The organism is Acidovorax sp. GW823-FHT05D11 (assembly GCF_058795695.1).
In genome coordinates, this window is record NZ_CM179502.1 from 421347 (window position 1) to 442070 (window position 20724).

The following is a 20724-nucleotide window of genomic DNA, read 5'->3' on the forward strand; positions in this document are numbered from 1 at the left end:
CGGGCTTGTTGCTTATTTCTGGATGAGGTACTCGGCCGAGGCCATGACCAGGAAGACGGCGGCCGCCACGCGGTCGCGCCGGACGTTGTCCGCGCTGGCCGCGGTGACGTTGGTGGCCTTGAGCGCATCGGTGATGAGCTTGACGGTGCCGGCCGAGAGCTGGCCCGCGCACATGAGCAGGTTGATGCGCGCGACGAGCGCGTCCGCGTCGGCGACCAGCGCCAGTTCCTGCGCGTAGCTGGCCTTCAGGTCGAAGCCGTTGTTGGCGGTGCTGGCGTTGTGGGGCAGCTCCGGCGCGTTCACGAAGATGCCGTTGCGGATCACGCCCTGCATGAAGTTGAGGTAGCCGCCCACGCTGCTTTCGTTGACCAGCTGGAACTCTGGCGCCACCGCGCCATTGGCCGCCAGCGCGGTGGACGGCGGGATGTAGCCGGGCCGAAAGAAGTTGAACACCGAGGGCGAGCGCAGCGGGCTTTGCCCCAGCCGCGAGCCCGGGTCGCTGAAGTTGCCGATCTTCCAGCTGCCCTGGGCCGACTCCAGCCCGAAGGTGCGGCCCCACTGGACAAAGCGCAGCATGGGCTCGCGCAGCTTGCCAAACCCGGGCTGGGCGAGGCCGGCGGGCGCGCGCGCCTCGTCGTCGAGCAGGATGGCGCGGACCACCGCGCGCATGTCGCCGCGCACGCCGGCACCGTTGTTGTTGAAGGCGGCGGTCACGCGCGCCACGTAGGCGGGCGAGGGGTTGCTGGTGACCAGCCGCTGGATGAGCTGCTTGCCGATGAACGGGCCCACGTTGGGGTGGTTGAACAGGGTGTCCAGCGCCGTCTTGAGGGCCGCCGCGCCCGGCGTGCCGGCCGGGATGGTGGTGCCCAGGAAGGAGGCCGCCAGCGTGGAATGGCGCGACTCGGTGAGCGCCATCGGCAGGCGCGCGAAGGTGGTGCCGGGCACGACGCGCGTGGTTCCCGGCACGGTGGTCGGCGTGTTCTGCGACTGGTCGTAGTCGTAGCCGGTGAACACGCGCGCCAGGTTGGTCACGTCGCTTTGCGTGTAGCTGTCGATGGGCTTGCCCGCGCTGTCGCGCTGGGGCGTGCCATCGGGGTTGAGCAGCACCAGGCCGATCGACATGAGCTGCATCACCTCGCGCGCGTAGTTCTCGTCGGGCTGGCGGCCGGTGGCGGCGTTTTCCTTCTGGTTGCCGCGCGTATTGAGGTAGTAGCCCATGGCCGCGTTGAGCGTCACGTCCTGCAGCAGGTTGCGGTAGTTGCCGAACGCGTTGGCCACCAGCTGGTCCCAGTACCACGCGAGGGCATGGCTGCGCCAGCTCAGGTCCAGGCCCGAGAGCGACACCACGCAGATCTCCGACAGCGCGAGCGCCACCCGCTTGCGCACCCCGTCGCTGGACTGCAGGAGCTGGTGCCAGATCATGTAGTCGCCCGGGTAGGTGTTGTCGTAGTAGGCCGTGTCCTTGTTGACGTCGGCGTAGCCGCGCTGGTTCAGCCAGTCCCAGCCGCTCAGCGACGGGGGGGCGCTGAACTGGCTCTCCAGCCAGCTGGCGTAGGTGGTGGAGCGCAGGGCGGCGATGTCCGCGGTGGAGGCGGAGAACTGGGCCTGCAGCAGGAAGCGCGCGGCCTCCGCGTCCGTCAGCGGCGCCGTGTGGGTTGCGCCGGGCAGCGCGGAACCGGCGCCCGGGCTGGCTGTCGTGCCTTCTTCCCCGCCACCTCCGCCACCGCCGCAGGCCGCCAGCGCCGCGGATGCGGCCAGCCCGGCCAGCAGGGGAAGGGGGTTCTTCGTGTCTTGGGAAGAAACGGCGGTCGGCGCGGGGTGGCGCGGGCTGTCTTGTGCCTCGCCCGCAGTCTGCGTTGCGGGAGGCGCCTCGGAGGTGGTGTGCATGGATCGTGGGGGGTGAAGGTGCGCGTTCAAAACCAGCGCATTTCAGGACTTCACCACATGCCGTTGCGGCGTGGAAACACAAGCGTTACCAAACGAAACAGCTTGCTGGGAAGGGGCCGCGCGTAACAGTGGAGCAGTGATGGCAAATTGCAACACTTTGTTGGCCGCTGGCGAGGGGCGCCGCCCTCGCCGCCGCGCCCTGTCCTTCAGCCGCCGTAGTCCTGTGCTGACGCGTGCTGCGTGGCATGGCCTACGGTCCCCGCAGCGAATCATTTCTAGAGTCAATCCCATCGCATCACGCACCTGTTCCACGCATTCCGGGTGGATGGCTGACGCGAAATCTTTTCGAGGATGCACGCCATGAATGAAGACACCGTCAAGGGCAACTGGAAGCAGTTCAAGGGAAAAATGATCGAGCAGTGGGGCAAGCTCACGAATGACGATTTCGACGTCATCGATGGCAAGCGCGAACAGTTCCTGGGCAAGCTGCAGGAACGCCAGGGCATCGCCCGCGACGCGGCCGAGAAGCAGCTCAGCGACTGGCAGGCCCGCCACCCCGATTTCCGCTTCAACGACTGAGGCCACGGCCCCTTCGTTTCCCGGCCCCTCCCTTCCTATTTCTATCCATTACCGATCGAGGAGAAACCCATGAAATTCACCCGCACCCTGATGGCTTCTGTCGCAGCCGGCCTGCTGGCCACTTCCGCCTTCGCGCTGACGGACGCCGAATACAAGGCTGGCAAGGAACGCATTTCCGCCGACTACAAGGCCAGCAAGCAAAAGTGCGATGGCCTGCAAGGCAACGCCAAGGACATCTGTGTGAAGGAGGCCAAGGGCGCCGAGGACGTGGCCAAGGCCGAGCTCGACGCGCAGCACAAGCCCAGCCCCAAGGCCACCCGCAAGGTCGCCGACGCGCGGGCGGATGCGGCCTACGGCGTCGCCAAGGAAAAGTGCGACGACCTCAAGGGCAATGACAAGGACGTGTGCGAGAAGGATGCGAAGGCAGCCCGCGTGAAGGCCAAGGAAGATGCCAAGGTGGCCGAGACCCAGGCCAAGCCCGCGGACAACGCCGCCGAGAAGAACGCGGCGGTGGCCGAGGCCCGCAAGGATGCCAACGCCGAAAAGAACGATGCCGCCTACAAGGCCGCCAAGGAGCGCTGCGACGCGATGTCCGGCGACCTGAAGTCCAAGTGCGTGGATGACATGAAGCGCATGTACGGCAAGAGCTGAGCGCGCAGGGCCCCGGCCCGCGCCCACCCAGGAGCCCCGCCCCGTGCGGGGCTTTTTTCATGGGATGGCCGCGGCCTTGGGGCGGAACCCTGACCTGCATCAATATGCGGGCCGCCGCGAAAAACTAACCTCGCTCCCCTGTCTTTGACCTGGTGCACAAGGGGATTTGCATGGCTCAACTCGAATGGTCCGACGCCCTGGCCCTGGACCTGGCCCTGATGGACGACACCCACCGTGAGTTCGTCGACCTGCTGGCCGCCGTCGATGGCGCGGACGACGCGCGCCTGCTGGCTGCCTGGCAGGCGCTGGTGGAGCACACCGACCACCATTTCGCGCAGGAGGACGCCTGGATGGCCTCCACGCGCTTCGCATCGGGCAACTGCCACAGCATGCAGCACCGGGTGGTGCTGCAGGTGATGCGTGAAGGCACCGCGCGTGCGCAGCAGGGCGACCTCGCGGTGCTGCGCGTGATGGCCAGCGAACTGGCCCTGTGGTTTCCGCAGCATGCGCAGAGCATGGATGCCGCGCTGGCCCTGCACTTGCGCCGCGTGGGATTCGACCCCGTCTCGGGCGTGGTGCACGCCCCCGGGGCGCTGCCGGGCGAGCTGATCCACGGATGCGGCGGTGCGACCTGCTCGGAGGACGCCGGGGCTCCATCGCCCGCCGCCGCCTGCGCACCGCGGGAAGCGGTGGCCTGACCTTTCTCCCACCTGCCGGTGCGCCAGGCCCGGCCAGCCGCAATGGCCGGGGTGGGTAATGTGCTTCTGTTTTTATAGCGGCCAGCGCTTGCCAATCAAGCGATGGCGGCTATTTTCATCAAAAACCCGGCGCCGGGCACTCAGTGCCGCGGGCTGCGCGGCAGCAGCAGGCCCGCCATGCGCCATGACAGGTCGCGCAGCGCCCTGCGCAAGGCGGGGGAGTCGGTGGGGTCGCAGGCCGCATCGGGGGCGCCGCACGGGTGGTAGGCAGCTTCCAGCACGTGCTGCTTGGCGCTGAGCAGCGCCGCCCGGTCCTGCGCCCGCAGGGCCGCCGTCAGCTGATCGCGGTGGCGCTGCACGCGCTCGGCTTCCGCCGGGGTCAGCGTGGGCACGGGTGCGCCGGTGCATGCCGCCGGGTCCGCCAGGTGCTGCGCCCAGGCTGTCGGCGCGGTGTGCGTTCTCATGCGGCCTCCGCGCGGGGTGCGGTGGGGCGGGCGGCGGGCGGGGTGGGGCGGCTTGGCGCGCCGCCTTGCGACAGCCCGTACCAGTTCACCTTGCGCGTGAGCACCATCACGGCCGCCAGCACCAGGAAGAGCGCGATGGCACCGACGACCAGCGCCGTCTGCTCCAGCTGCAGCAGCAGGTACAGCAGGCCATACAGCAGCGCGATGCCGGCCCCCAGGGGAATGCCACGCGCCAGGCTGCCCAGCATGTGGCTGGCGTAGTAGGCCAGCAGCAGCACGCAGGCGGTCGCCGCCACGGCGTAGGAGGCGCCGAACGGCAGGTGCTCCGACAGGCTCACGAGCAGCAGGAAGAAGCTGCACAGCGCGCTGCCCACCAGCAGGTACTGCACGGGGTGCACGCGCAGTTTTTTCATCAGCTCAAACAGGCCCACGGCCACGAAGGTGAGTGCGATGAACAGCACGCCGTACTTGGTGGCGCGGTCGGAGAGGGAGTAGGGGTTCACCGGGTCGACGAAGGCCACGCTGAAGCTGTCCGCGCAGTCGCCCGGCGTGGCGCCGGAGGGCGCGTCGTCGCCGCGGGCGCCGTCGTCCGCGCCCCCCAGGCAGATGCGCTTGCCGTGGGCGACATCGGCCTGCGCCGTGGTGGCCAGCGACGACAGTCGCCATTGCGCCGAGAAGCCGGTCTTCTTGACTTCCCGCTCCGATGGCAGGAAGCGCCCCGCGAACGAGGGGTGCGGCCAGCTGCTGGTCATCACCACCTCGGTGCTGCCCCCCAGGGGCACGATGGCCAGGCGCTCGGTGCCCACCAGTTCCAGGTCCAGCGTGGCGGTCAGGCCATCGGCCTTGCCGCGCACCGATTCGGGCAGCACGGCGTGCAGGCCCCGGCTGTAGGTGGGGTGGAAGGTGCCGGGCTTGAGGGCCAGGGCCTGGTCCGCCAGCGTGAGCTGCGCCGTGCGGATGCCGCGCGCGTCGCCCACGGCCATCATCGCGATGGGCGCGCCGCAGTGCATGCGCGAGTTCTTCATGGTGCTTTGCGGCTCGAGGCTGGCCAGCGACCCCCACTGCGCCGTGACGTGGGCCTTGAGGTTGTAGGTGTTCACCTTGTGCAGGCCGCGCGCGCGCTCCTCCATCGCCGCGCCCGTGCTCAGCTTGAGCTGCTCGGGCATGGCCGTGAGCAGGAACTCGCGGCGCTGCTCCACCATGCGGCGCTCGTCGCCCTTGCCGGTTTCCACGTCCCAGGTCTCCACACAGGCGCTGTGGATCATGGGGCCCATCAGCGTCTGCGGCCCGGCCAGGCTGTCGGCCACGCTCTGCGCGGTGAGGCTGCGGTAGCGCTGGCGGTCGCGCACCACGTTGTCGATCATGCCCAGGCCAAGGAGCAGCAGCAGGGTGACGGCCGCGAGCGCGGCCAGTTTGGTGAACAGGGGGTGCTTGAACAAGAGGTCCTCCACAAGTGAATGTTGTGGAGGCAGTGTTGTGGGCCGGTGTGAGGGCGCTATGAAGTTTGTGAGGCCAGTGTGAAGTCTGGTGCCGCGCCGCCATGACCTGCCAGGTCATCGACGGCCGCGCCCCTTGCGCCTACAACCACCGCTTCACAACAAAGGGGCTGGCATGCGCCATGTGGTCGCGGTGATTCTGGGGGTGGTGGCGGTGGTCCACGCCCTGCCCGTGGTGGGGGTGCTGGGGGCGGGCAGGCTGGCGCAGCTGTACGGCACCCCGGTGCCGGATGCGGGGCTGGAGCTGCTGCTGCGGCACCGGGCCGTCCTGTTCGGGCTGCTGGCCGCCTTCATGGGGTATGCCGCCATGCGCCCCGGACTCCATCGGCTGGCCCTGGTGGCGGGGCTGGTGAGCGTGGTGTCCTTTCTGCTCCTGGCGTGGCTGCAGCGGGGCAGCGGCCTGGGCGCCCCGCTGGCCGTGGTCGTGCGGGTGGATGCGGTGGCGCTGGCCCTGCTGGTGGCGGGGGTGGCCGTGCACCTGCGCCAGCGGAGCTAGGCCGCGGCAAAGTCCAGCGTGGCGCGCAGCCCCGGTGCGGTGTTGCGCACCACCAGCTGCCCCCCGTGCAGCGCCATGACGCGCCGCACGATGGCCAGGCCCAGGCCCGAGCCGCTGCGCTCGCCCCCCGGGCGCGCCGTGGTGAAGAAGCGCTCGCCCAGGCGCGGCAGCGCGTAGTCGGGCACGCCCGGGCCGCTGTCCTGCACGGCCACGCAGCTGCCTTCCAGCTCCACCTGCACGGTGCTGCCCTGCGGGGCAAAGTCGATGGCGTTGTCCAGCAGGTTGGTGAGCGCCAGCGTCACCAGTTCGGCTTCCCAGGGGCCGCTGCTTCCCGTGCCGGCCAGCGCGAGCGTGATGCCGCGCTGAGCCGCGCGCGCGCGGGTCTGGCCGATGGCGGCGCGGGCGCAATCGTGCAGGGCCACGGGCGCGCGGCCTTCGGCGTGCTGGCGTTGCTCCAGCTTGGACAGTTCCAGCAGCCGGTCGATGATGCGCTGCAGGCGCTCGCTTTGCTGCACCACCTGGGTGGCGAATTCGGCGCGGTCCGCGGCGGGCAGGTCGTCCTGCAGGAGTTCGCCCGCGCCCCGGATGGCGGCCACGGGGCTCTTGAGCTCGTGCGTGAGGGCGCGCACGTAGCCCTCGATGTAGTCGCGCCCTTCCAGCCGGGCGCGCATGCGGTCCATGGCGCGGGCCAGGTCGCCCAGCTCGCCGGGCACCTGGGGCACGGCCAGGGCCGCCATGGGCGGGGTGTCGGGGTCGCGGTGTTCGCCGTCGGCCGGCCCCTGCACGCTCAGGGCGTAGTCGCGCAGGCGGCGCACGTTCCACACCATCCACAGCGTCACGGCCACGCCCACGGCGGCCGAGAGCGCCAGCAGCAGCAGCCCGCCCATGAACACCTTGCGCTCGGCGCGGTCGATGAAGCGCTGCACGGTGCGCGTGGGCTTGGCCACGGTCAGCACGCCGGCGATCTCATTGTTCACGTAGATGGGGGCCGCCACGTGCATCACGCCGCTGGTGTCGTCGCCCTCCACGTCGCGCGTGGAGCGCGCGCCGTACTCGCCGCGCAGCGTGCGGGCCACGTCGCGCCACCGCGAATAGTCAGCGCCAATGGCGCGGTTTTCGGAGTCGAACAGCACGCGCCCCGTGGTGTCGGTCACGTAGATGCGGTAGTCCAGCGACTGCTTGGAGAAACCCCAGATCGCGGCGTCGATGGGCCGGCTCGCATAGCGGCGCACGTGCTGCGCGAACGGGCTGTGCTGGCCCGTGCCGTCGGACAGCCGGCCGGCCGCCAGGTCCTCGCTGGCCAGCTCGGCCAGGATGTTGGCCGTGTCCACCATCATGTCCTCCATCACCTCGCGCACGCTGGGCTTGATCTCGGCCATGAACACGCGCAGCACGAAGAACGCGGCGATGCCGTTGATGAGGAAAAACGCAAAGAGCAGGCGGATGCCGAGGCGCATGGATCTGTGGGGTCTGCTTCAAGAACAATATCTGTCAGCGCTTGATGGGCAAGCGCCAGTGGCCCATTTGGTTTCAGACGTCAAGGCAGTAGCCCATGCCGCGGTGCGTGCTGATGTACTCGCGCGCCGGGTCCACTTCGCGCAGCTTGGCGCGCAGGGTCTTGATGTGCGTGTCCACCGTGCGGTCGGTGCTGTCGCTGTCGTCGCCCCAGGCGGCGGCCAGCAGCGCGTCGCGCGAGTGGATGCGGCCCGCGCCGCGCAGCAGGCACGACAGGAGGCGGTATTCGCGCCGCGTCAGCGGCAGGGGCTGGCCGTGCAGGCTGATGCGCTGCCCGGCCTCGTCGTCATGGAACAGGCTGGCCGTGGCGGTGGGCGCCGCGGCGAGGCGGGTGCCCGCGCGCCGCAGCAGGGCCTTCACGCGGGCCGCCAGCTCGCGCGGGCTGAAGGGCTTGGCCAGGTAGTCGTCGGCGCCCAGCTCCAGGCCCAGCACGCGGTCGATCTCCTCGCCATGGGCGCTGAGCATGAGCACGGGAACGGCCGCGGTCTGCGGGGCGCCGCGCACATCGCGCAGCAGGTCGAGCCCGCTGCCGTCGGGCAGGCCCACGTCCAGCACCAGGAGGTCAAAGCGGTGCGAGAGCATCTGCTGGCGCGCGTCGTGCACCAGCAGGCTGTGCGTCACGGACAGCCCGTCGCGTTCCAGCGCGTACGCCACGGTGCGGGCGATGGCGGGGTCGTCCTCCAGCAGCAGAAGCCTTGCAGACATGCCTAGTCGCCCCTCGTGCTGCGAGACACCCGCGGCATACGAAACTGGCACGGTCGCGGCCGGGAAGGCCGCCGAAGGCGATTCAGGGGGTGCTCCATCTCAGCGGGAGATGAGGATGGGAAAGAGCTTGCCCAGCCCGTCGGCCATCACTTCCACGGCCAGCGCGGCCAGGATCAGGCCCATCAGCCGGGTCATCACGTTGATGCCGGTCTTGCCCAGCACGCGCGCGATCGGGTCGGCCAGCGCGAAGCACACGGCCGTGGCCAGGGCGATCACCACGCCGTAGCCCACCAGGGCGGCATGCTGCCAGAAGGTCTGCGCGCGGTCGGCGTAGATCACCACGGTGGACATGCTGGCCGGCCCGGTGAGCAGCGGGATGGTCAGGGGCACCACGGCGATGCTGCTGCCCGCGGCGGCCTTCTCGGCGCCTTCCTCGTATTCGTTGGTGCTGGGCTTGGCCTCGGCGGGCTGGGCGTTGAGCATGTTCATCGCGCTGATGAGCAGCAGCATGCCCCCGCCCACCTGGAAGCTCTGCAGCGAGATGTTGAAGAAGTCCAGGATCTGCAGGCCCAGCAGGGCGCAGGCGGCGATCACGCAGAACACGCTGAAGCTCGCCACCTGGATGGTGCGCCGCCGCTGGGGGTACGAGAAACCCTGCGTGTAGTGGATGAAAAAGGGAACGATGGCCAGCGGGTTGACGATGGCCAGCAGGGTGATCAGGGGTTTGAGGTCCATCAGGGCGCTCCGGGAGGCAGGGGGCAGGGCGGTGGATCGGGCTGGGCCCGGCAAGGCAGCGCACAGGCGCCGCCGCCGGGCTGCTGTGCGCGAGTATGCGGTGTTTTTGGCGCGGTTTGGCGCCCGCGCATGCTGCACCGCAGCGCTCTAGCGCCCGCCCGAGACGTCCATCAGCGTGGCGGTGGTGTAGCTGGCGGCGGGCGACATCAGCCACACGATGGCCTCGGCCACCTCCTCGGCCGTGCCGCCGCGCAGCATGGGCACCTGGTGCGAGAGGTCGCGCACGCGGTCGGGCAGGCCGCCGCTGGCGTGGATGTCGGTCTCGATCAGGCCGGGGCGCACGGCGTTCACGCGGATGCCGTCGGCGGCCACCTCGCGCGCCAGCCCCAGGGTCATGGTGTCGATCGCGCCCTTGGCGGCAGCGTAGTCCACGTACTGGCCCGCCGCCCCCAGCCGCGCGGCGGCGCTGGACACGTTGACGATGCTGCCGCCGGCCCCGCCGTGGCGCGTGCCCATGCGCAGCACGGCCTCGCGCGCGCAGACGAAGCTGCCGATCACGTTGATGTCGAACATGCGCTTGAGGCGCGCCACGCCCATCGCCTCCACCCGCGCGGGCACATCCACCACGCCGGGGTTGTTCACCAGGGCCGAGAGGCGGCCCAGCTGCGCGTCCACCGTGCGGAACATGGCCATCACCTGCGCCTCGTCGGCCACGTCGGCCTGCACCGCCAGGGCGCGGCCGCCCTGGGTGGCGATGGCGGCGACCACGGCCTCGGCGGCGCGCGCGTCGCGGGCGTAGTTGACGGCCACGGCCCAGCCCTGGCGCGCCGCCAGCCGGGCGGTGGCCGCGCCGATGCCGCGCGACCCTCCGGTGATCAGTGCTACTTTGTGGGTGTGGGTCACTGCAAGGACTCCTCTGAAAATGGCCCGCATTTGAACAGAGGTCCGCTCAGCGGCCAGAATGGCGCGTTCAGCGGGCGCCGGGACCGGCGCGTGGGGGAGCCCCGGCACCCGCGCTGGCCGCATGCCCCCGAGTCACACATCAGTCCATCAACGCAGCAAGGAGTCAATACCATGGGTCAATTCGTCAATCTGACATCAAGCGATGGTCTCGCCGTGCCCGCCTGGGTGGCGCAGCCCGATGCGGCGCCGCGCGGTGCGATTGTGGTGCTGCAGGAAATTTTTGGCGTGAACTCGCACATCCGCGCGGTGGCCGACCGGTTTGCCGCGCGCGGCTACCTGGCCGTCGCACCATCGACGTTTCACCGCGTGCAGCAGGATGTGGACATGGGCTACACCGGCGACGACATGAAGGCCGGCATGGGTCTGAAGGCCGCGGTCGAGGCCTTGCCCGCGCCAGGCGTGATGCCCGACATCCAGGCCGCCATCGACTACGCCGCGCAGCAAAGCGGCCGCAAGGTCGGCATCGTAGGCTTTTGCTGGGGCGGCCTGTTGACCTGGCGCGCGGCCTGCACGCTGAGCGGGCTGTCGGCGGCCGTGCCTTATTACGGCGGCGGCATGACCTCTGCCGACGAAGCAGCGCGCCACCCGCAGGTGCCGGTGCTGGCGCACTTCGGCCAGCGCGACCACTACATCCCGCTCGACACCGTGCAGGCATTTGCCCGTGCCCATCCCGAGGTCGAGGTCCACATCTACGACGCCGACCACGGCTTCAACTGCGACCAGCGCGGCAGCTACGACGAGCCTTCGGCCATGGCCGCGCGCGACCGCACGCTGGCGTTCTTCGACAAACATCTCGCCTGAGGGGCGGCACCATGGCCGCCCCGCTTCAGAGTATGAAGCCTTTTTGGCATCTGGCGCTTGCTGGTAAGGCGCTGGTAGCTATCGGTTTGATAGCGTTCGGGGTCCAGCCTCATGCGGCCGACTATCCCGGGCCGCTGTTCGACGCCCACCTGCACTACAACGAAGAGGCGTGGGACGGCAAGAACGGCCCGCACCCGCCGGCCGACGTGCTGGGCCGCATGCACAAAAGCGGCGTGCGGGCCATCGTGGCCAACTCCCGGCCCAACACCGGCTCGCTCACGCTGGCCGGCCTGCGCGAGACGCGCGAGGCCGGCGTCGCCGTGGTGCCCTTCGTGCGGCTGTACCGCAGCCGCGCCGACTACACAGGCTGGTTCGCCGACGAGAGCATCTACGCCATGGTGCAGGCCGAGCTGGCGCGCGGCACGGCGGCCGGGCCGTACCGGGGCATCGGCGAGTTCCACCTGTACGACAGCGCCAATGCCGACGGCCCGGTGGCCAGGAAGCTCATGGCGCTGGCCGAGGAGCGCGACCTGGTGGTGCTGGCCCATGTGGACGACGTGGCCATCGACAAGCTCATGGCGCACACCCCCACGCAAGGGCGCAAGCTGCGCCTGATCTGGGCGCACACGGGCATCGGCGGCGCGCCGGCCGAGCGGGTGGACGCGCTGCTCGCGCGCTACCCCGGCCTCGTGGGCGAACTCTCGTACCGGCCGGGCCTGGTGTGCGACGACGACCAGCTGTGCCCCGCGTGGCGCGCGCTGCTGCTCAAGTACCCCACGCGTTTTGTCGTGGGCTCCGACACCTGGGTGAACCAGCGCTGGCAGCACTATGAAAGCCTCATGCAGGGCTACCGCACCTGGCTGGGCGGCCTGCCCGCCGATGTGGCGCGCAAGGTCGCGTGGGACAACGGCGCCGGCCTGTTCGGCGTGGCGCGGCCCTGATCGATCCCCGCGCGGTCCGCGCATCCTCCTCTTTTTCAGGCCACCGGTCCCCCCGCACAACACCATGCTCGAGCTTCACCACGCCCCCAGCAGCGCCGCCATGGTGCCGCACATCCTGCTTGAAGAGCTGGGCACGCCCTACGCGCGCGTGCCCGTGGACATCGGCCAGCGCGCCCACCAGGCGCCCGCCTATCTGCGGCTCAACCCCAACGGGCTGGTGCCCGTGCTCACCGACGGGGACCTGGTGCTCTACGAGACGGCCGCCATCACCCTGCACCTGTGCGACACCCACCCCGCCGCGGCCCTGGCGCCCGCGCTGGGCACGGCGCAGCGCGCGCAGTTCTACAAGTGGCTGATGTGGCTCACCAACACGCTGCAGGCGACGCTCATCGTGTACTTCTATCCCCACCGCTGGGTGGACGAGGGCCATGAGGCCGGTATGCTGGAGCTGCAGCGCCACGCGGAGCTGCGCATCGACGGCCTGCTGGCGCAGCTGGACGCCGAGCTGGCCCGCCACGGCGGCCCGTGGTTCCTGGGCGCGGGCTACAGCGCGCTCGACGCCTACATGTTCACGCTGTGCCGCTGGACCCGCAACTTCCAGCGCACCGCGCCGGCCCGCAGCCGTCCCCACCTGGGGCCGTACCTGCGGCGCATGCTGGAGCGCCCCGCCGTGCAGCGGGTGCTGTTCAACGAGGCGCTGGCCGAACCCTTCGTCTGACGGCGGCGGGCAGGCGCGCTCCCCTACCTGCTCGTGCGCGCCAGATAGCGCTTGCGCCAGAACACCAGCACCAGCGCCACGGCGATGAACGCCATCGAGCCCATCGCCCACCAGAAGCCGTTGGCCTTGTGGATCAGCGGAATGAACTCGAAATTCATGCCGAAGATGCCGGCGATGAGGTTCAGCGGCAGGAACACGGCGGTGAGCGCCGTGAGGGTGCGCATGATGTCGTTGGTGCGGTTGCTCTGCACGGAAAAGTGCATCTGCACGGCGGTCTCCGTGCTCTGCTCCAGCCGCCGTACGTGGTGCACCACGCGCTCGATGTGCTCCAGCACGTCGCGGCTGCGCACCTTGAGCAGGTCCAGCTCGCGCAGGCCGGCGGGGGTGTCGGGCAGGGCCCAGGTTTCGAGGGCGTCGATCCAGTCCTGCACGGCGGTGCGCTGGTCCTCGCAGATTTCATCGAGCTTGTGCAGCGCCAGCCGCGCCTCGAGCAGCGAGCTCCAGTTCACGTAGCGGGCGCGGGGCTTGAGCAGTTCGGTCTGCCAGTGGTCCAGCTGGCGCGTGAGTTCGCGGCGCAGGTCCAGGTAGCCGTCCACCATGAGGTTGACCACGCGCAGCATCAGGTCGGCCGGGCTGGTGGGCCGGCGCGCCCCGGGCACGGGGCTGCTGCGGCCCTCGCTCGCGGGGGCGGGCGTGGCGGCCAGCAGGCGCGCGGCATATGCATCGCGCACGGCGCAGTCCGTGGGGTGCACCGTCAGCAGCAGCTGGTCGAACACCGCGAAGCCCACGGGGCTGGTGTCGATGCGGCGCAGCACCGGCGGGCCGGCCCGCCTGAGCGGGGAGGCGGCGTCGCCGGGCTGCCCCGCCTCGGCCTCCGGGCCGCCGCCCTGCGCGGTGGCCAGCCGGCGGAACACGAGCAGGTCGTACTGGGAGGTGTAGTCGTAATGCGAGGGAAGCTGCGCGTTCAGCAGGTCGGAGACATGCAGGTCCACCAGCTGCAGCCCCACCAGGGTCTGCAGGCTCGCCTGGATCTCGGCCAGCCGCGCCTGGAAGGCCGGGCGCGCGCAGGCGATCCAGACAAAGCCCTGGGCAGGCATCTGCGTGGGCAGCTCGGCCAGCTCCTGCACGCTGCCGCTGTGGATGTGAAAAATGCGCATGCGACCCCGGGTAGCAATAAAAAGTGCTTCTGGCGCTTGTCCATCAAGCGCTAGCAGCTCTTATTTTCGGAGCAAGCGCGCGGCATCGCGCGCAAAGTAGGTCAGCACGCCGTCGGCGCCCGCGCGCTTGAAGGCCAGCAGCGACTCCATCATCACCGCGTCGTGGTCCAGCCAGCCATTGGCGGCGGCGGCCTTGATCATGGCGTACTCGCCGCTCACCTGGTAGGCGAACGTGGGCACATTGAATTCGTCCTTCACGCGGCGCACGATGTCCAGGTAGGGCATGCCGGGCTTGACCATCACCATGTCGGCGCCCTCGGCGATGTCGATGGCCACCTCGCGCAGGGCCTCGTCGCTGTTGCCGGGGTCCATCTGGTAGACGTTCTTGTCGGCCTTGCCCAAGGCGCCGCGCGTGCCCACCGCGTCGCGGAAGGGGCCGTAGAAGGCGCTGGCGTACTTGGCGCTGTAGGCCATGATGCGGGTGTGGATGTGGCCCTGCACCTCCAGCGCCTCGCGGATGGCGCCGATGCGCCCGTCCATCATGTCGCTGGGCGCGACGATGTCCACGCCCGCCTCGGCGTGCGTGAGCGCCTGGCCGGTGAGGATCTCCACCGTGTCGTCGTTGATGATGTAGCCGGTGTCGTCGAGCACGCCGTCCTGGCCGTGGCTGGTGTACGGGTCCAGCGCCACGTCGGTCATCACGCCCAGGCCGGGGAATTCCTTCTTCAGGGCGCGCACCACGCGCGGGATCAGGCCGTCGGGGTTGAGCGCCTCCTTGCCGTCGGGTGTCTTGAGCGCCGGGTCGATGGCCGGGAACAGCGCCAGCACCGGAATGCCCAGCTGCACGCAGTCCTCGGCCACGGGCAGCAGCAGGTCCAGGCTCAGGCGGTCCACGCCGGGCATGGAGGTCACGGCCTCGCTGCGGCCCTGGCCCTCGTGCACGAACACGGGGTAGATCAGGTCGTGCGGCGTGACGGCGTTCTCACGCACCAGATTGCGGGTGAAGGCATCGCGGCGCAGGCGGCGCGGGCGGTTCTGGGGGAAGGGGGCGGGGCTTTGGAGATGCATGTGAAGATTATCCTCCTGAGCCGCTGCGCGGCTTCCCCCAGAGGGGGACGCACCCGGTGGACCGGCAAAGCCGGATCCACGGGTGCACTGGCATGGCGGAGCGCCCGTTGCCAAACGCTGGCGCCGCAGCGCCGCGCCCTGGAAATGCCGCTTGTAACACCTCTTGCCCGGTGCTAAATTGGCGCCGGGCGGCTTGCTGCCCCCCGCTTTCCCTCCCTGAGCGGGGCCTTGGATTGCAGCGATGCAAAACAGGCTTTCCCGGCCCGGCGGATTTGCCGGGCTTTTTTTTGGCGTGGCCCCGGCGGCATGGTGCGGGCCCTTAAACTGCCCCCATGCTCTGGGTCAAAGCCTTTCACATCGTCTTCGTGGCCAGCTGGTTTGCCGGCCTTTTCTACCTGCCGCGCATCTTCGTCAATCTGGCGATGGTGGCGCCGGGCTCGGCCGCGGAGCGTGACCGCCTGCTGCTCATGGCCAGGAAGCTGCTGCGCTTCACCACGCTGCTGGCCGTGCCCGCGCTGGCGCTGGGCGCGTGGCTGTGGATGGGCTATGGCATCGGGCGCGGCCCGGGCAACGGCTGGATGCACGCCAAGCTGGCGGTGGTGCTGCTGGTGATCGGCTACCACCACGCCTGCGGTGTGCTGCTGCGCAAGCTGGCCAACGGCACCAGCCGCAGGAGCCATGCGTGGTTCCGCTGGTTCAATGAAGTGCCGGTGGTCCTGCTGCTGGCCGCCGTGGTGCTGGTGGTGGTCAAGCCGTTCTGAAGTGGGCAGCTCCCTGCGGCGCCGCGCGCCTTCTCCCTGGTCCCTTCTACCGGCCCGCTGCGGTGGCCGGGCCCCGCGCGGCGCCCCTGCCCTGTACCGCGCCCGTGCTTGCGGGGCACGGGTGACGCATGGCGCCATGGATGGCTGAGACGGCATGCACAAGACCTCCGCCTGGCCTCTGGCGCTGATCTACACGGCGCTGATCGTCTTCGCCAGCCTGTTCCCGTTCGACGGGTGGCGCGCGCAGGGCATCGATCCCCTGGTGTTCCTGCTGGCGCCGTTGCCGCCGCCGTACTGGACGGGCTTCGACATCGCCACCAATGTCGTGGGCTATGCGCCGCTGGGTTTTCTGCTGGTGCTGGCCATGCTGCGCTCGGGCTGGCGGCGCGGCGCGGTGCTGCTGTCCACGCTGGTGGGCGTGCTGCTGTCGCTGGCCATGGAGTTTCTGCAGATCTACCTGCCCCGGCGCGTGCCCTCCAACCTGGACCTGCTGCTCAACGCGGCGGGGGCGCTGGCGGGGGCGCTGAGTGCCGCGCTGCTGGAGCGCGCGGGCGCCATCGACCGCTGGAGCGACTTCAGGGGGCGCTGGTTCGTCGCCGATGCCAGCGGCGCCATCGTGCTGCTGGCGCTGTGGCCCCTGGCGCTGCTGTTCCCGGCGGCCGTGCCGTTCGGGCTGGGCCAGGTGCTCGAGCGGCTGGAGGCCGCGCTCATCGAGCTGCTGGCCGATACCCCGTTCCTGGAATGGCTTCCGCTGCGCGACGCCGCGTTCGACCCGCTCTCGCCCAGCGGCGAGCTCCTGTGCGTGACGCTGGGCCTGCTGACCCCCTGCCTGCTGGGCTACTGCGTGATCCGCTCCGTGGGCCGGCGCGCGCTGTTTGCCCTGGGGGTCGTGGCCGTGGGCGTCACGCTCACCGCGTTGTCGGCCGCCCTGAGCTGGGGGCCCGTGCACGCCTGGGAGTGGATGGGCCTGCCCACGCGCGTGGGCGTGTGGGGTGCGCTGGCGCTGGCGCTGCTGCTGCTGGCGCTGCCCCGGCGTGCCTGCGCGGCCGTGCTGCTGGTCGCGCTGGTCTGGCACCTTGCGCTGCTCAACCAGGCGCCCACCAGCGCCTACTTCGCGCAGACGCTGCAGATCTGGGAGCAGGGCCGGTTCATCCGTTTTTACGGCCTGGGCCAGTGGCTGGGCTGGCTGTGGCCCTATGCCACGCTGCTGTATGTGCTGTTGCGCGTGTCCCGGCGCGAGTCGCAAACCTAAAATGGGCGGATGAGCGACACCAACCCCTCGCCGGCCGCAGCGCCCGGCTACTACCAGCGCCACATCTTTTTCTGCCTGAACGACCGGACCAACGGCGAAGACAGCTGCGCCCACCACAACGCGCAGGCGGGCTTTGACCGCTGCAAGGCGCAGGTCAAGGCGGCCGGCCTGGCGGGCGCCGGCAAGGTGCGCGTGAACAAGGCGGGCTGCCTGGACCGCTGCGCGGCCGGCCCCGTCGCGGTGGTCTACCCCGAAGGCACCTGGTACACCTATGTCGACGATGCCGACATCGACGAGATCGTCGAGTCGCACCTCAAGAATGGCCAGATCGTGGAACGCCTGGTGCCACCGGCGGAACTCGGGCGCTGAAAGCGCCTCCATCCTGGACTTTGGAATGATTTCAGCCGCTGGCGCACGACTGCCGTGCGCTAACAGCTATTGATTGAGTAGCAATTCGTGAATGCCCAAACCGAACGCCTGAGCTTGTCCGGCGCCGCTGGCGCCATCGAGGCCGTGCGCGATGCCGCCGCGCCAGACGGCGGCGCGCCTCCCCGGGGCGTGGCCATCATCGCGCACCCCCATCCCCTCTTTGGCGGCACCATGGACAACAAGGTGGTGCAGACGCTGGCGCGCGCCTTCGTGCAGTGCGGCTGGACGGCGGTGCGCTTCAACTTCCGGGGCGTGGGCGGCAGCGAAGGCGTGCACGACGAAGGCCGGGGCGAACTGCAGGACCTGTTGGCCGTGGTGGAACAGGTGGCGCCCGCGGGCGACGCGGGGCCGCGCATCGCGCTGGCGGGTTTTTCGTTCGGCGCATTCGTCACCAGCCACGCGCTGGCCGCCCTCTGGCCGCAGGGCCGCGTGGACCACGCGGTGCTGGTGGGCACCGCGGCCAGCCGCTTCACAGTCGCCCCGGTGCCCCCCGACGCCCATCTGCAGACCCTGGTCGTGCATGGCGAGCAGGACGACACCGTGCCGCTTTCCGCCGTGATGGACTGGGCGCGGCCCCAGATACTGCCTGTCACAGTCATTCCCGCGGGCGGCCATTTCTTTCACGGACAATTGCCGCTTCTGAAAAATCTGGTGGTGCGCCACCTGCGGTCGGGGGGCTGAAACGCCCCGGCCGCGGCAGGCCACGCCGCCGCGCCTTCCTCTTCCTGTCCCGTCTTTTTTCTTCATTCCCTTTTTTTCTCGAGCCTTTCCAGCCCCCTATTGCCCCATGAAACGAATCCTGTCCGCGCTGCGATCCCTGGCCGTCCTTGCTGCGGTGGCCCCTGCCGCCTTCGGGGCCTTTGCCCAGGCGCCACAACCTCCCGAAATCGCCGCGCGCACATACCTGCTGGTGGATGTCACCGCCAACCAGGTGCTCGCGGCCAAGGACATCGATGCTCCCGTCGAGCAGGCCTCGCTCACCAAGCTCATGACCGGCTACCTGGTGTTTGATGCGTTGCGCGCCAAGAAGATTTCCCTGGAGCAGAAGCTGCCCGTGAGCGTGCGCGCCTGGAAGATGCCCGGCTCGCGCATGTTCATCGACCCCAAGATGCAGGTGCCGGTGGAAGACCTCATCAAGGGCATGATCGTGCAGTCGGGCAACGACGCCACCATGGCGCTGGCCGAAGGCGTGGGCGGCACGGCCGAGAACTTCGTCAAGCTCATGAACGACCAGGCCCAGGCACTGGGCATGAAGGGCACGAGCTACAAGAACCCCGAAGGCCTCACCGAACCCGGCCACACCACCACCGCGCGCGACCTTTCCGTGCTGGCCATGCGCCTGATGAAGGACTTCCCGGAGTACATGCACTACTACTCCACCAAGCAGTACAGCTACCCCGGCACCCCCGCGTCGAACGGCAGCAACCGCAATTCGCTGCTGTTCCGCGACCCGACGGTGGACGGGCTCAAGACCGGCCATACCGCTGCCGCGGGCTACTGCCTGGTGGCCACGTCCAAGCGCGAATTCCCCGGCGTGGGCCAGCGCCGCCTGCTGTCCATCGTGCTCGGGGCCACCAGCGAAAATGCGCGTGCGAATGAAAGCCAGAAGCTGTTGAACTGGGGCTATACCGCGTTCGAGGCCGTCAAGCTGTTCGAGGCCGGCAAGCCCGTGGCCACGCCCGCCGTCTGGAAGGGCACGGAAAACACCCTCAAGATCGGCCGCGAGGAAGCCATCGTCGTGGCGGTGCCCTCGGGCAGCGCAGGCAAGATCACCACGCAGATCGCACGGCCCGACCCGCTGGTGGCACCGTTCACCAAGGGCCAGTCCGTCGGCCACCTCAAGGTGATGCTGGGCGAGCAGGCCCTGGCCGAGGTGCCCCTCATCGCGCTCGAAGGCGTGGAGCAGGCGGGGATCCTGGGCCGGGCCTGGGATGCGATCCGGCTGTGGATCAAGTAGCAGGACCATCCCCCTGAGGCGCTGCCGCGCCTTCACCCCTTCTCCCGAATGGCTGCGCCATTCGGGAAGGGGCGCGCAGCCAGTGCAGCGGGGCGCGGCCCTTGCACGGCTGCTCTGGCATGGGCCGCACGCTTTCAAGAGCGGCGGGCAATGTTGGCGTACCGGGATAGGTTTTAAGGGGAACGCCCCACGGCACTTGCCCGTTGGGGTCCATGCTGCTACATTAGAAGGCTTTTCGGAATTTCCGAAGGGTTTCACGTTTTCGTTTTTTACGTTTAGGGACGTATTTCATGCCAACCATCAATCAACTAGTCCGTCAGGGGCGCGAGGTCGAAAAGATCAAGTCCAAGAGCCCTGCGATGGAGAACTCCCCCCAGCGCCGTGGCGTGTGCACCCGTGTGTACACCACGACGCCAAAGAAGCCTAACTCCGCTCTGCGTAAGGTCGCCAAGGTTCGCCTGACTAACGGCTTCGAAGTGATTTCCTACATCGGCGGTGAAGGCCACAACCTGCAGGAACACAGCGTGGTGCTGGTTCGCGGCGGTCGTGTCAAGGACTTGCCCGGTGTGCGTTACCACATCGTGCGCGGTTCGCTCGACTTGCAAGGCGTGAAAGACCGCAAGCAATCGCGCTCCAAGTACGGTGCCAAGAAGCCCAAGGCCAAGTAAGCCCTGCGCTTTTGCACAACAGAATTTTCGGTGCTGTCTCCCGCGTGGCGCGGTGATGCAGCGTAGTGACCCCAAACGCAGGTGTTCTGCGCGGGTCGAGTAAGTGGGAGTCCTGATTGGCTCTCGCGGTGTCTGAAAAGATGCCAACTGAAGCAAAGATAGAGGTGAAAAATGCCACGTCGTCGCGAAGTCCCCAAACGTGAAATCCTGCCGGATCCCAAGTTCGGCAATGTAGAGCTGTCCAAATTCATGAACGTGATCATGGAAGGCGGCAAGAAGGCAGTTGCAGAGCGCATCATTTACGGCGCCCTGGAACTGATCGAGAAGAAGCACCCTGACAAGGACCCTCTGGAAGCGTTCACCGTTGCCATCAACAACGTGAAGCCCATGGTCGAAGTGAAGTCCCGCCGCGTGGGCGGTGCCAACTACCAGGTGCCCGTCGAAGTGCGCCCTGTCCGTCGCCTGGCCCTGTCCATGCGCTGGATCAAGGAAGCCGCCCGCAAGCGCGGCGAGAAGTCGATGGCCCAGCGTCTGGCCAACGAGCTGCTCGAAGCCACCGAAGGCCGTGGCGGCGCCATGAAGAAGCGTGACGAAGTGCACCGCATGGCCGAAGCCAACAAGGCATTCAGCCACTTCCGCTTCTAAATCGACGAACTGCCCTCGTCGCCAAGCGCAAGGCTGCCGGCATTCTTGCCTGCAGCCTTGTGGCGATTGAGGCGGTCACAAAATTGACGGGTCGCAGCGCCACAATGCTGGGCCCTTCCCCTGAATAACACGACCCAT

At 68.9% G+C, this 20724-nt stretch carries 23 protein-coding genes; 14 read left to right on the top strand and 9 right to left on the bottom strand.

What is annotated here, in order from left to right:
- Positions 1-12 precede the first annotated feature (12 nt).
- Complete coding sequence (locus tag AC3RCE_RS01945) at positions 13-1887, bottom strand: DUF1800 domain-containing protein (protein ID WP_492254402.1); 1875 nt, start codon at positions 1885-1887, stop codon at positions 13-15.
- Between the two features lie 360 nt (positions 1888-2247).
- On the opposite strand from AC3RCE_RS01945, the gene AC3RCE_RS01950 reads away from it, so the two are divergent.
- The 3 genes from AC3RCE_RS01950 (at position 2248) to AC3RCE_RS01960 (ending at position 3815) form a co-directional block, all read left to right on the top strand.
- Positions 2248-2466 carry a CsbD family protein gene (locus AC3RCE_RS01950; RefSeq protein WP_492254403.1) on the top strand — a complete coding sequence of 73 codons (219 nt, stop codon included), beginning with the start codon at positions 2248-2250 and terminating at the stop codon, positions 2464-2466.
- 69 nt (positions 2467-2535) lie between these two features.
- Positions 2536-3117: a hypothetical protein gene (locus tag AC3RCE_RS01955; RefSeq protein WP_218296690.1), complete on the top strand. Its 582-nt coding sequence runs from the start codon at positions 2536-2538 to the stop codon at positions 3115-3117.
- A 170-nt stretch (positions 3118-3287) separates the two neighbouring features.
- The gene (locus AC3RCE_RS01960) at positions 3288-3815 is read left to right on the top strand and encodes a hemerythrin domain-containing protein (RefSeq protein ID WP_492244713.1); all 528 of its coding nucleotides are present in this window, start codon (positions 3288-3290) and stop codon (positions 3813-3815) included.
- 140 nt (positions 3816-3955) lie between these two features.
- Here AC3RCE_RS01960 and AC3RCE_RS01965 read toward each other — a convergent pair whose 3' ends face one another.
- Both AC3RCE_RS01965 and creD read right to left on the bottom strand, forming a co-directional pair.
- Positions 3956-4279 carry a hypothetical protein gene (locus tag AC3RCE_RS01965; protein WP_492244712.1) on the bottom strand — a complete coding sequence of 108 codons (324 nt, stop codon included), beginning with the start codon at positions 4277-4279 and terminating at the stop codon, positions 3956-3958.
- Complete coding sequence (creD, locus tag AC3RCE_RS01970) at positions 4276-5718, bottom strand: cell envelope integrity protein CreD (protein WP_218296692.1); 1443 nt, start codon at positions 5716-5718, stop codon at positions 4276-4278. Before creD ends, AC3RCE_RS01965 begins: the two co-directional genes overlap by 4 nt.
- Positions 5719-5890: 172 nt before the next feature.
- Between creD and AC3RCE_RS01975 the strand changes: the two genes are divergently transcribed.
- On the top strand, positions 5891-6271 hold the full coding sequence (locus AC3RCE_RS01975; protein ID WP_218296693.1) for a phosphopantetheine adenylyltransferase: 381 nt from the start codon (positions 5891-5893) through the stop codon (positions 6269-6271).
- Here the strand turns inward: AC3RCE_RS01975 and creC are convergent.
- From creC to AC3RCE_RS01995, 4 genes are all read right to left on the bottom strand, one after another.
- Positions 6268-7728 (bottom strand): two-component system sensor histidine kinase CreC, encoded by a 1461-nt coding sequence (creC, locus tag AC3RCE_RS01980; RefSeq protein WP_492254404.1) that lies wholly within the window; start codon positions 7726-7728, stop codon positions 6268-6270. The two genes, AC3RCE_RS01975 and creC, sit on opposite strands and share 4 nt — an antisense overlap.
- Positions 7729-7801: 73 nt before the next feature.
- Positions 7802-8491, bottom strand: coding sequence for a two-component system response regulator CreB (creB, locus tag AC3RCE_RS01985; RefSeq protein WP_492244711.1), 690 nt, complete (start codon positions 8489-8491; stop codon positions 7802-7804).
- A gap of 99 nt (positions 8492-8590) precedes the next feature.
- A complete protein-coding gene (locus AC3RCE_RS01990) occupies positions 8591-9226 on the bottom strand; it encodes a MarC family protein (protein WP_218296696.1) in 636 nt (211 codons plus the stop codon).
- Positions 9227-9373: 147 nt separating this feature from the next.
- Positions 9374-10129, bottom strand: coding sequence for an SDR family oxidoreductase (locus AC3RCE_RS01995; protein ID WP_492254405.1), 756 nt, complete (start codon positions 10127-10129; stop codon positions 9374-9376).
- A gap of 171 nt (positions 10130-10300) precedes the next feature.
- On the opposite strand from AC3RCE_RS01995, the gene AC3RCE_RS02000 reads away from it, so the two are divergent.
- From AC3RCE_RS02000 to AC3RCE_RS02010, 3 genes are all read left to right on the top strand, one after another.
- Positions 10301-10990, top strand: a complete 690-nt coding sequence (locus tag AC3RCE_RS02000) for a dienelactone hydrolase family protein (RefSeq protein ID WP_218296698.1) — start codon at positions 10301-10303, stop codon at positions 10988-10990.
- 32 nt (positions 10991-11022) lie between these two features.
- Complete coding sequence (locus tag AC3RCE_RS02005) at positions 11023-11931, top strand: amidohydrolase family protein (RefSeq protein ID WP_492254406.1); 909 nt, start codon at positions 11023-11025, stop codon at positions 11929-11931.
- Positions 11932-11995: 64 nt separating this feature from the next.
- Entirely contained in the window at positions 11996-12649 is a 654-nt protein-coding gene (locus AC3RCE_RS02010) for a glutathione S-transferase family protein (RefSeq protein WP_492254407.1), read from the top strand.
- A gap of 23 nt (positions 12650-12672) precedes the next feature.
- Here the strand turns inward: AC3RCE_RS02010 and AC3RCE_RS02015 are convergent, their stop codons facing one another.
- The gene (locus AC3RCE_RS02015; RefSeq protein ID WP_492254408.1) at positions 12673-13806 is read right to left on the bottom strand and encodes a magnesium transporter CorA family protein; all 1134 of its coding nucleotides are present in this window, start codon (positions 13804-13806) and stop codon (positions 12673-12675) included.
- 60 nt (positions 13807-13866) lie between these two features.
- Complete coding sequence (gene hemB / locus AC3RCE_RS02020) at positions 13867-14874, bottom strand: porphobilinogen synthase (RefSeq protein WP_492254409.1); 1008 nt, start codon at positions 14872-14874, stop codon at positions 13867-13869.
- A gap of 332 nt (positions 14875-15206) precedes the next feature.
- Here hemB and AC3RCE_RS02025 point away from each other — a divergent pair, with 332 nt between their 5' ends.
- From AC3RCE_RS02025 to rpsG, 7 genes are all read left to right on the top strand, one after another.
- Positions 15207-15635, top strand: coding sequence for a CopD family protein (locus AC3RCE_RS02025; RefSeq protein WP_218296702.1), 429 nt, complete (start codon positions 15207-15209; stop codon positions 15633-15635).
- Positions 15636-15789: 154 nt separating this feature from the next.
- The gene (locus tag AC3RCE_RS02030; protein WP_369641147.1) at positions 15790-16887 is read left to right on the top strand and encodes a VanZ family protein; all 1098 of its coding nucleotides are present in this window, start codon (positions 15790-15792) and stop codon (positions 16885-16887) included.
- Positions 16888-16896: 9 nt separating this feature from the next.
- Positions 16897-17256 (top strand): (2Fe-2S) ferredoxin domain-containing protein, encoded by a 360-nt coding sequence (locus tag AC3RCE_RS02035; RefSeq protein WP_218296704.1) that lies wholly within the window; start codon positions 16897-16899, stop codon positions 17254-17256.
- Between the two features lie 87 nt (positions 17257-17343).
- Complete coding sequence (locus AC3RCE_RS02040) at positions 17344-17997, top strand: alpha/beta hydrolase (RefSeq protein WP_218339103.1); 654 nt, start codon at positions 17344-17346, stop codon at positions 17995-17997.
- 106 nt (positions 17998-18103) lie between these two features.
- Entirely contained in the window at positions 18104-19273 is a 1170-nt protein-coding gene (locus AC3RCE_RS02045; protein ID WP_492254410.1) for a D-alanyl-D-alanine carboxypeptidase family protein, read from the top strand.
- A gap of 290 nt (positions 19274-19563) precedes the next feature.
- Positions 19564-19941, top strand: coding sequence for a 30S ribosomal protein S12 (gene rpsL / locus AC3RCE_RS02050; RefSeq protein WP_007851137.1), 378 nt, complete (start codon positions 19564-19566; stop codon positions 19939-19941).
- A gap of 171 nt (positions 19942-20112) precedes the next feature.
- The gene (rpsG, locus tag AC3RCE_RS02055) at positions 20113-20586 is read left to right on the top strand and encodes a 30S ribosomal protein S7 (protein WP_005798541.1); all 474 of its coding nucleotides are present in this window, start codon (positions 20113-20115) and stop codon (positions 20584-20586) included.
- Positions 20587-20724: the final 138 nt, after the last annotated feature.

Bases quoted from the DNA above. Each gene is read 5' to 3' on its own strand.
- rpsG (WP_005798541.1), top strand. From the start codon at position 20,113: ATGCCACGTCGTCGCGAAGTCCCCAAACGTGAAATCCTGCCGGATCCC.
- AC3RCE_RS01965 (WP_492244712.1), bottom strand. From the start codon at position 4,279: ATGAGAACGCACACCGCGCCGACAGCCTGGGCGCAGCACCTGGCGGAC.
- AC3RCE_RS01975 (WP_218296693.1), top strand. From the start codon at position 5,891: ATGCGCCATGTGGTCGCGGTGATTCTGGGGGTGGTGGCGGTGGTCCAC.
- AC3RCE_RS02015 (WP_492254408.1), bottom strand. From the start codon at position 13,806: ATGCGCATTTTTCACATCCACAGCGGCAGCGTGCAGGAGCTGGCCGAG.
- AC3RCE_RS02045 (WP_492254410.1), top strand. From the start codon at position 18,104: ATGAAACGAATCCTGTCCGCGCTGCGATCCCTGGCCGTCCTTGCTGCG.
- AC3RCE_RS01945 (WP_492254402.1), bottom strand. From the start codon at position 1,887: ATGCACACCACCTCCGAGGCGCCTCCCGCAACGCAGACTGCGGGCGAG.
- AC3RCE_RS01950 (WP_492254403.1), top strand. From the start codon at position 2,248: ATGAATGAAGACACCGTCAAGGGCAACTGGAAGCAGTTCAAGGGAAAA.
- AC3RCE_RS02005 (WP_492254406.1), top strand. From the start codon at position 11,023: ATGAAGCCTTTTTGGCATCTGGCGCTTGCTGGTAAGGCGCTGGTAGCT.
- AC3RCE_RS01960 (WP_492244713.1), top strand. From the start codon at position 3,288: ATGGCTCAACTCGAATGGTCCGACGCCCTGGCCCTGGACCTGGCCCTG.
- AC3RCE_RS02025 (WP_218296702.1), top strand. From the start codon at position 15,207: ATGCTCTGGGTCAAAGCCTTTCACATCGTCTTCGTGGCCAGCTGGTTT.
- creB (WP_492244711.1), bottom strand. From the start codon at position 8,491: ATGTCTGCAAGGCTTCTGCTGCTGGAGGACGACCCCGCCATCGCCCGC.
- creC (WP_492254404.1), bottom strand. From the start codon at position 7,728: ATGCGCCTCGGCATCCGCCTGCTCTTTGCGTTTTTCCTCATCAACGGC.
- AC3RCE_RS01955 (WP_218296690.1), top strand. From the start codon at position 2,536: ATGAAATTCACCCGCACCCTGATGGCTTCTGTCGCAGCCGGCCTGCTG.
- AC3RCE_RS02030 (WP_369641147.1), top strand. From the start codon at position 15,790: ATGCACAAGACCTCCGCCTGGCCTCTGGCGCTGATCTACACGGCGCTG.
- rpsL (WP_007851137.1), top strand. From the start codon at position 19,564: ATGCCAACCATCAATCAACTAGTCCGTCAGGGGCGCGAGGTCGAAAAG.
- AC3RCE_RS02010 (WP_492254407.1), top strand. From the start codon at position 11,996: ATGCTCGAGCTTCACCACGCCCCCAGCAGCGCCGCCATGGTGCCGCAC.
- AC3RCE_RS02000 (WP_218296698.1), top strand. From the start codon at position 10,301: ATGGGTCAATTCGTCAATCTGACATCAAGCGATGGTCTCGCCGTGCCC.
- hemB (WP_492254409.1), bottom strand. From the start codon at position 14,874: ATGCATCTCCAAAGCCCCGCCCCCTTCCCCCAGAACCGCCCGCGCCGC.
- AC3RCE_RS02035 (WP_218296704.1), top strand. From the start codon at position 16,897: ATGAGCGACACCAACCCCTCGCCGGCCGCAGCGCCCGGCTACTACCAG.
- AC3RCE_RS01990 (WP_218296696.1), bottom strand. From the start codon at position 9,226: ATGGACCTCAAACCCCTGATCACCCTGCTGGCCATCGTCAACCCGCTG.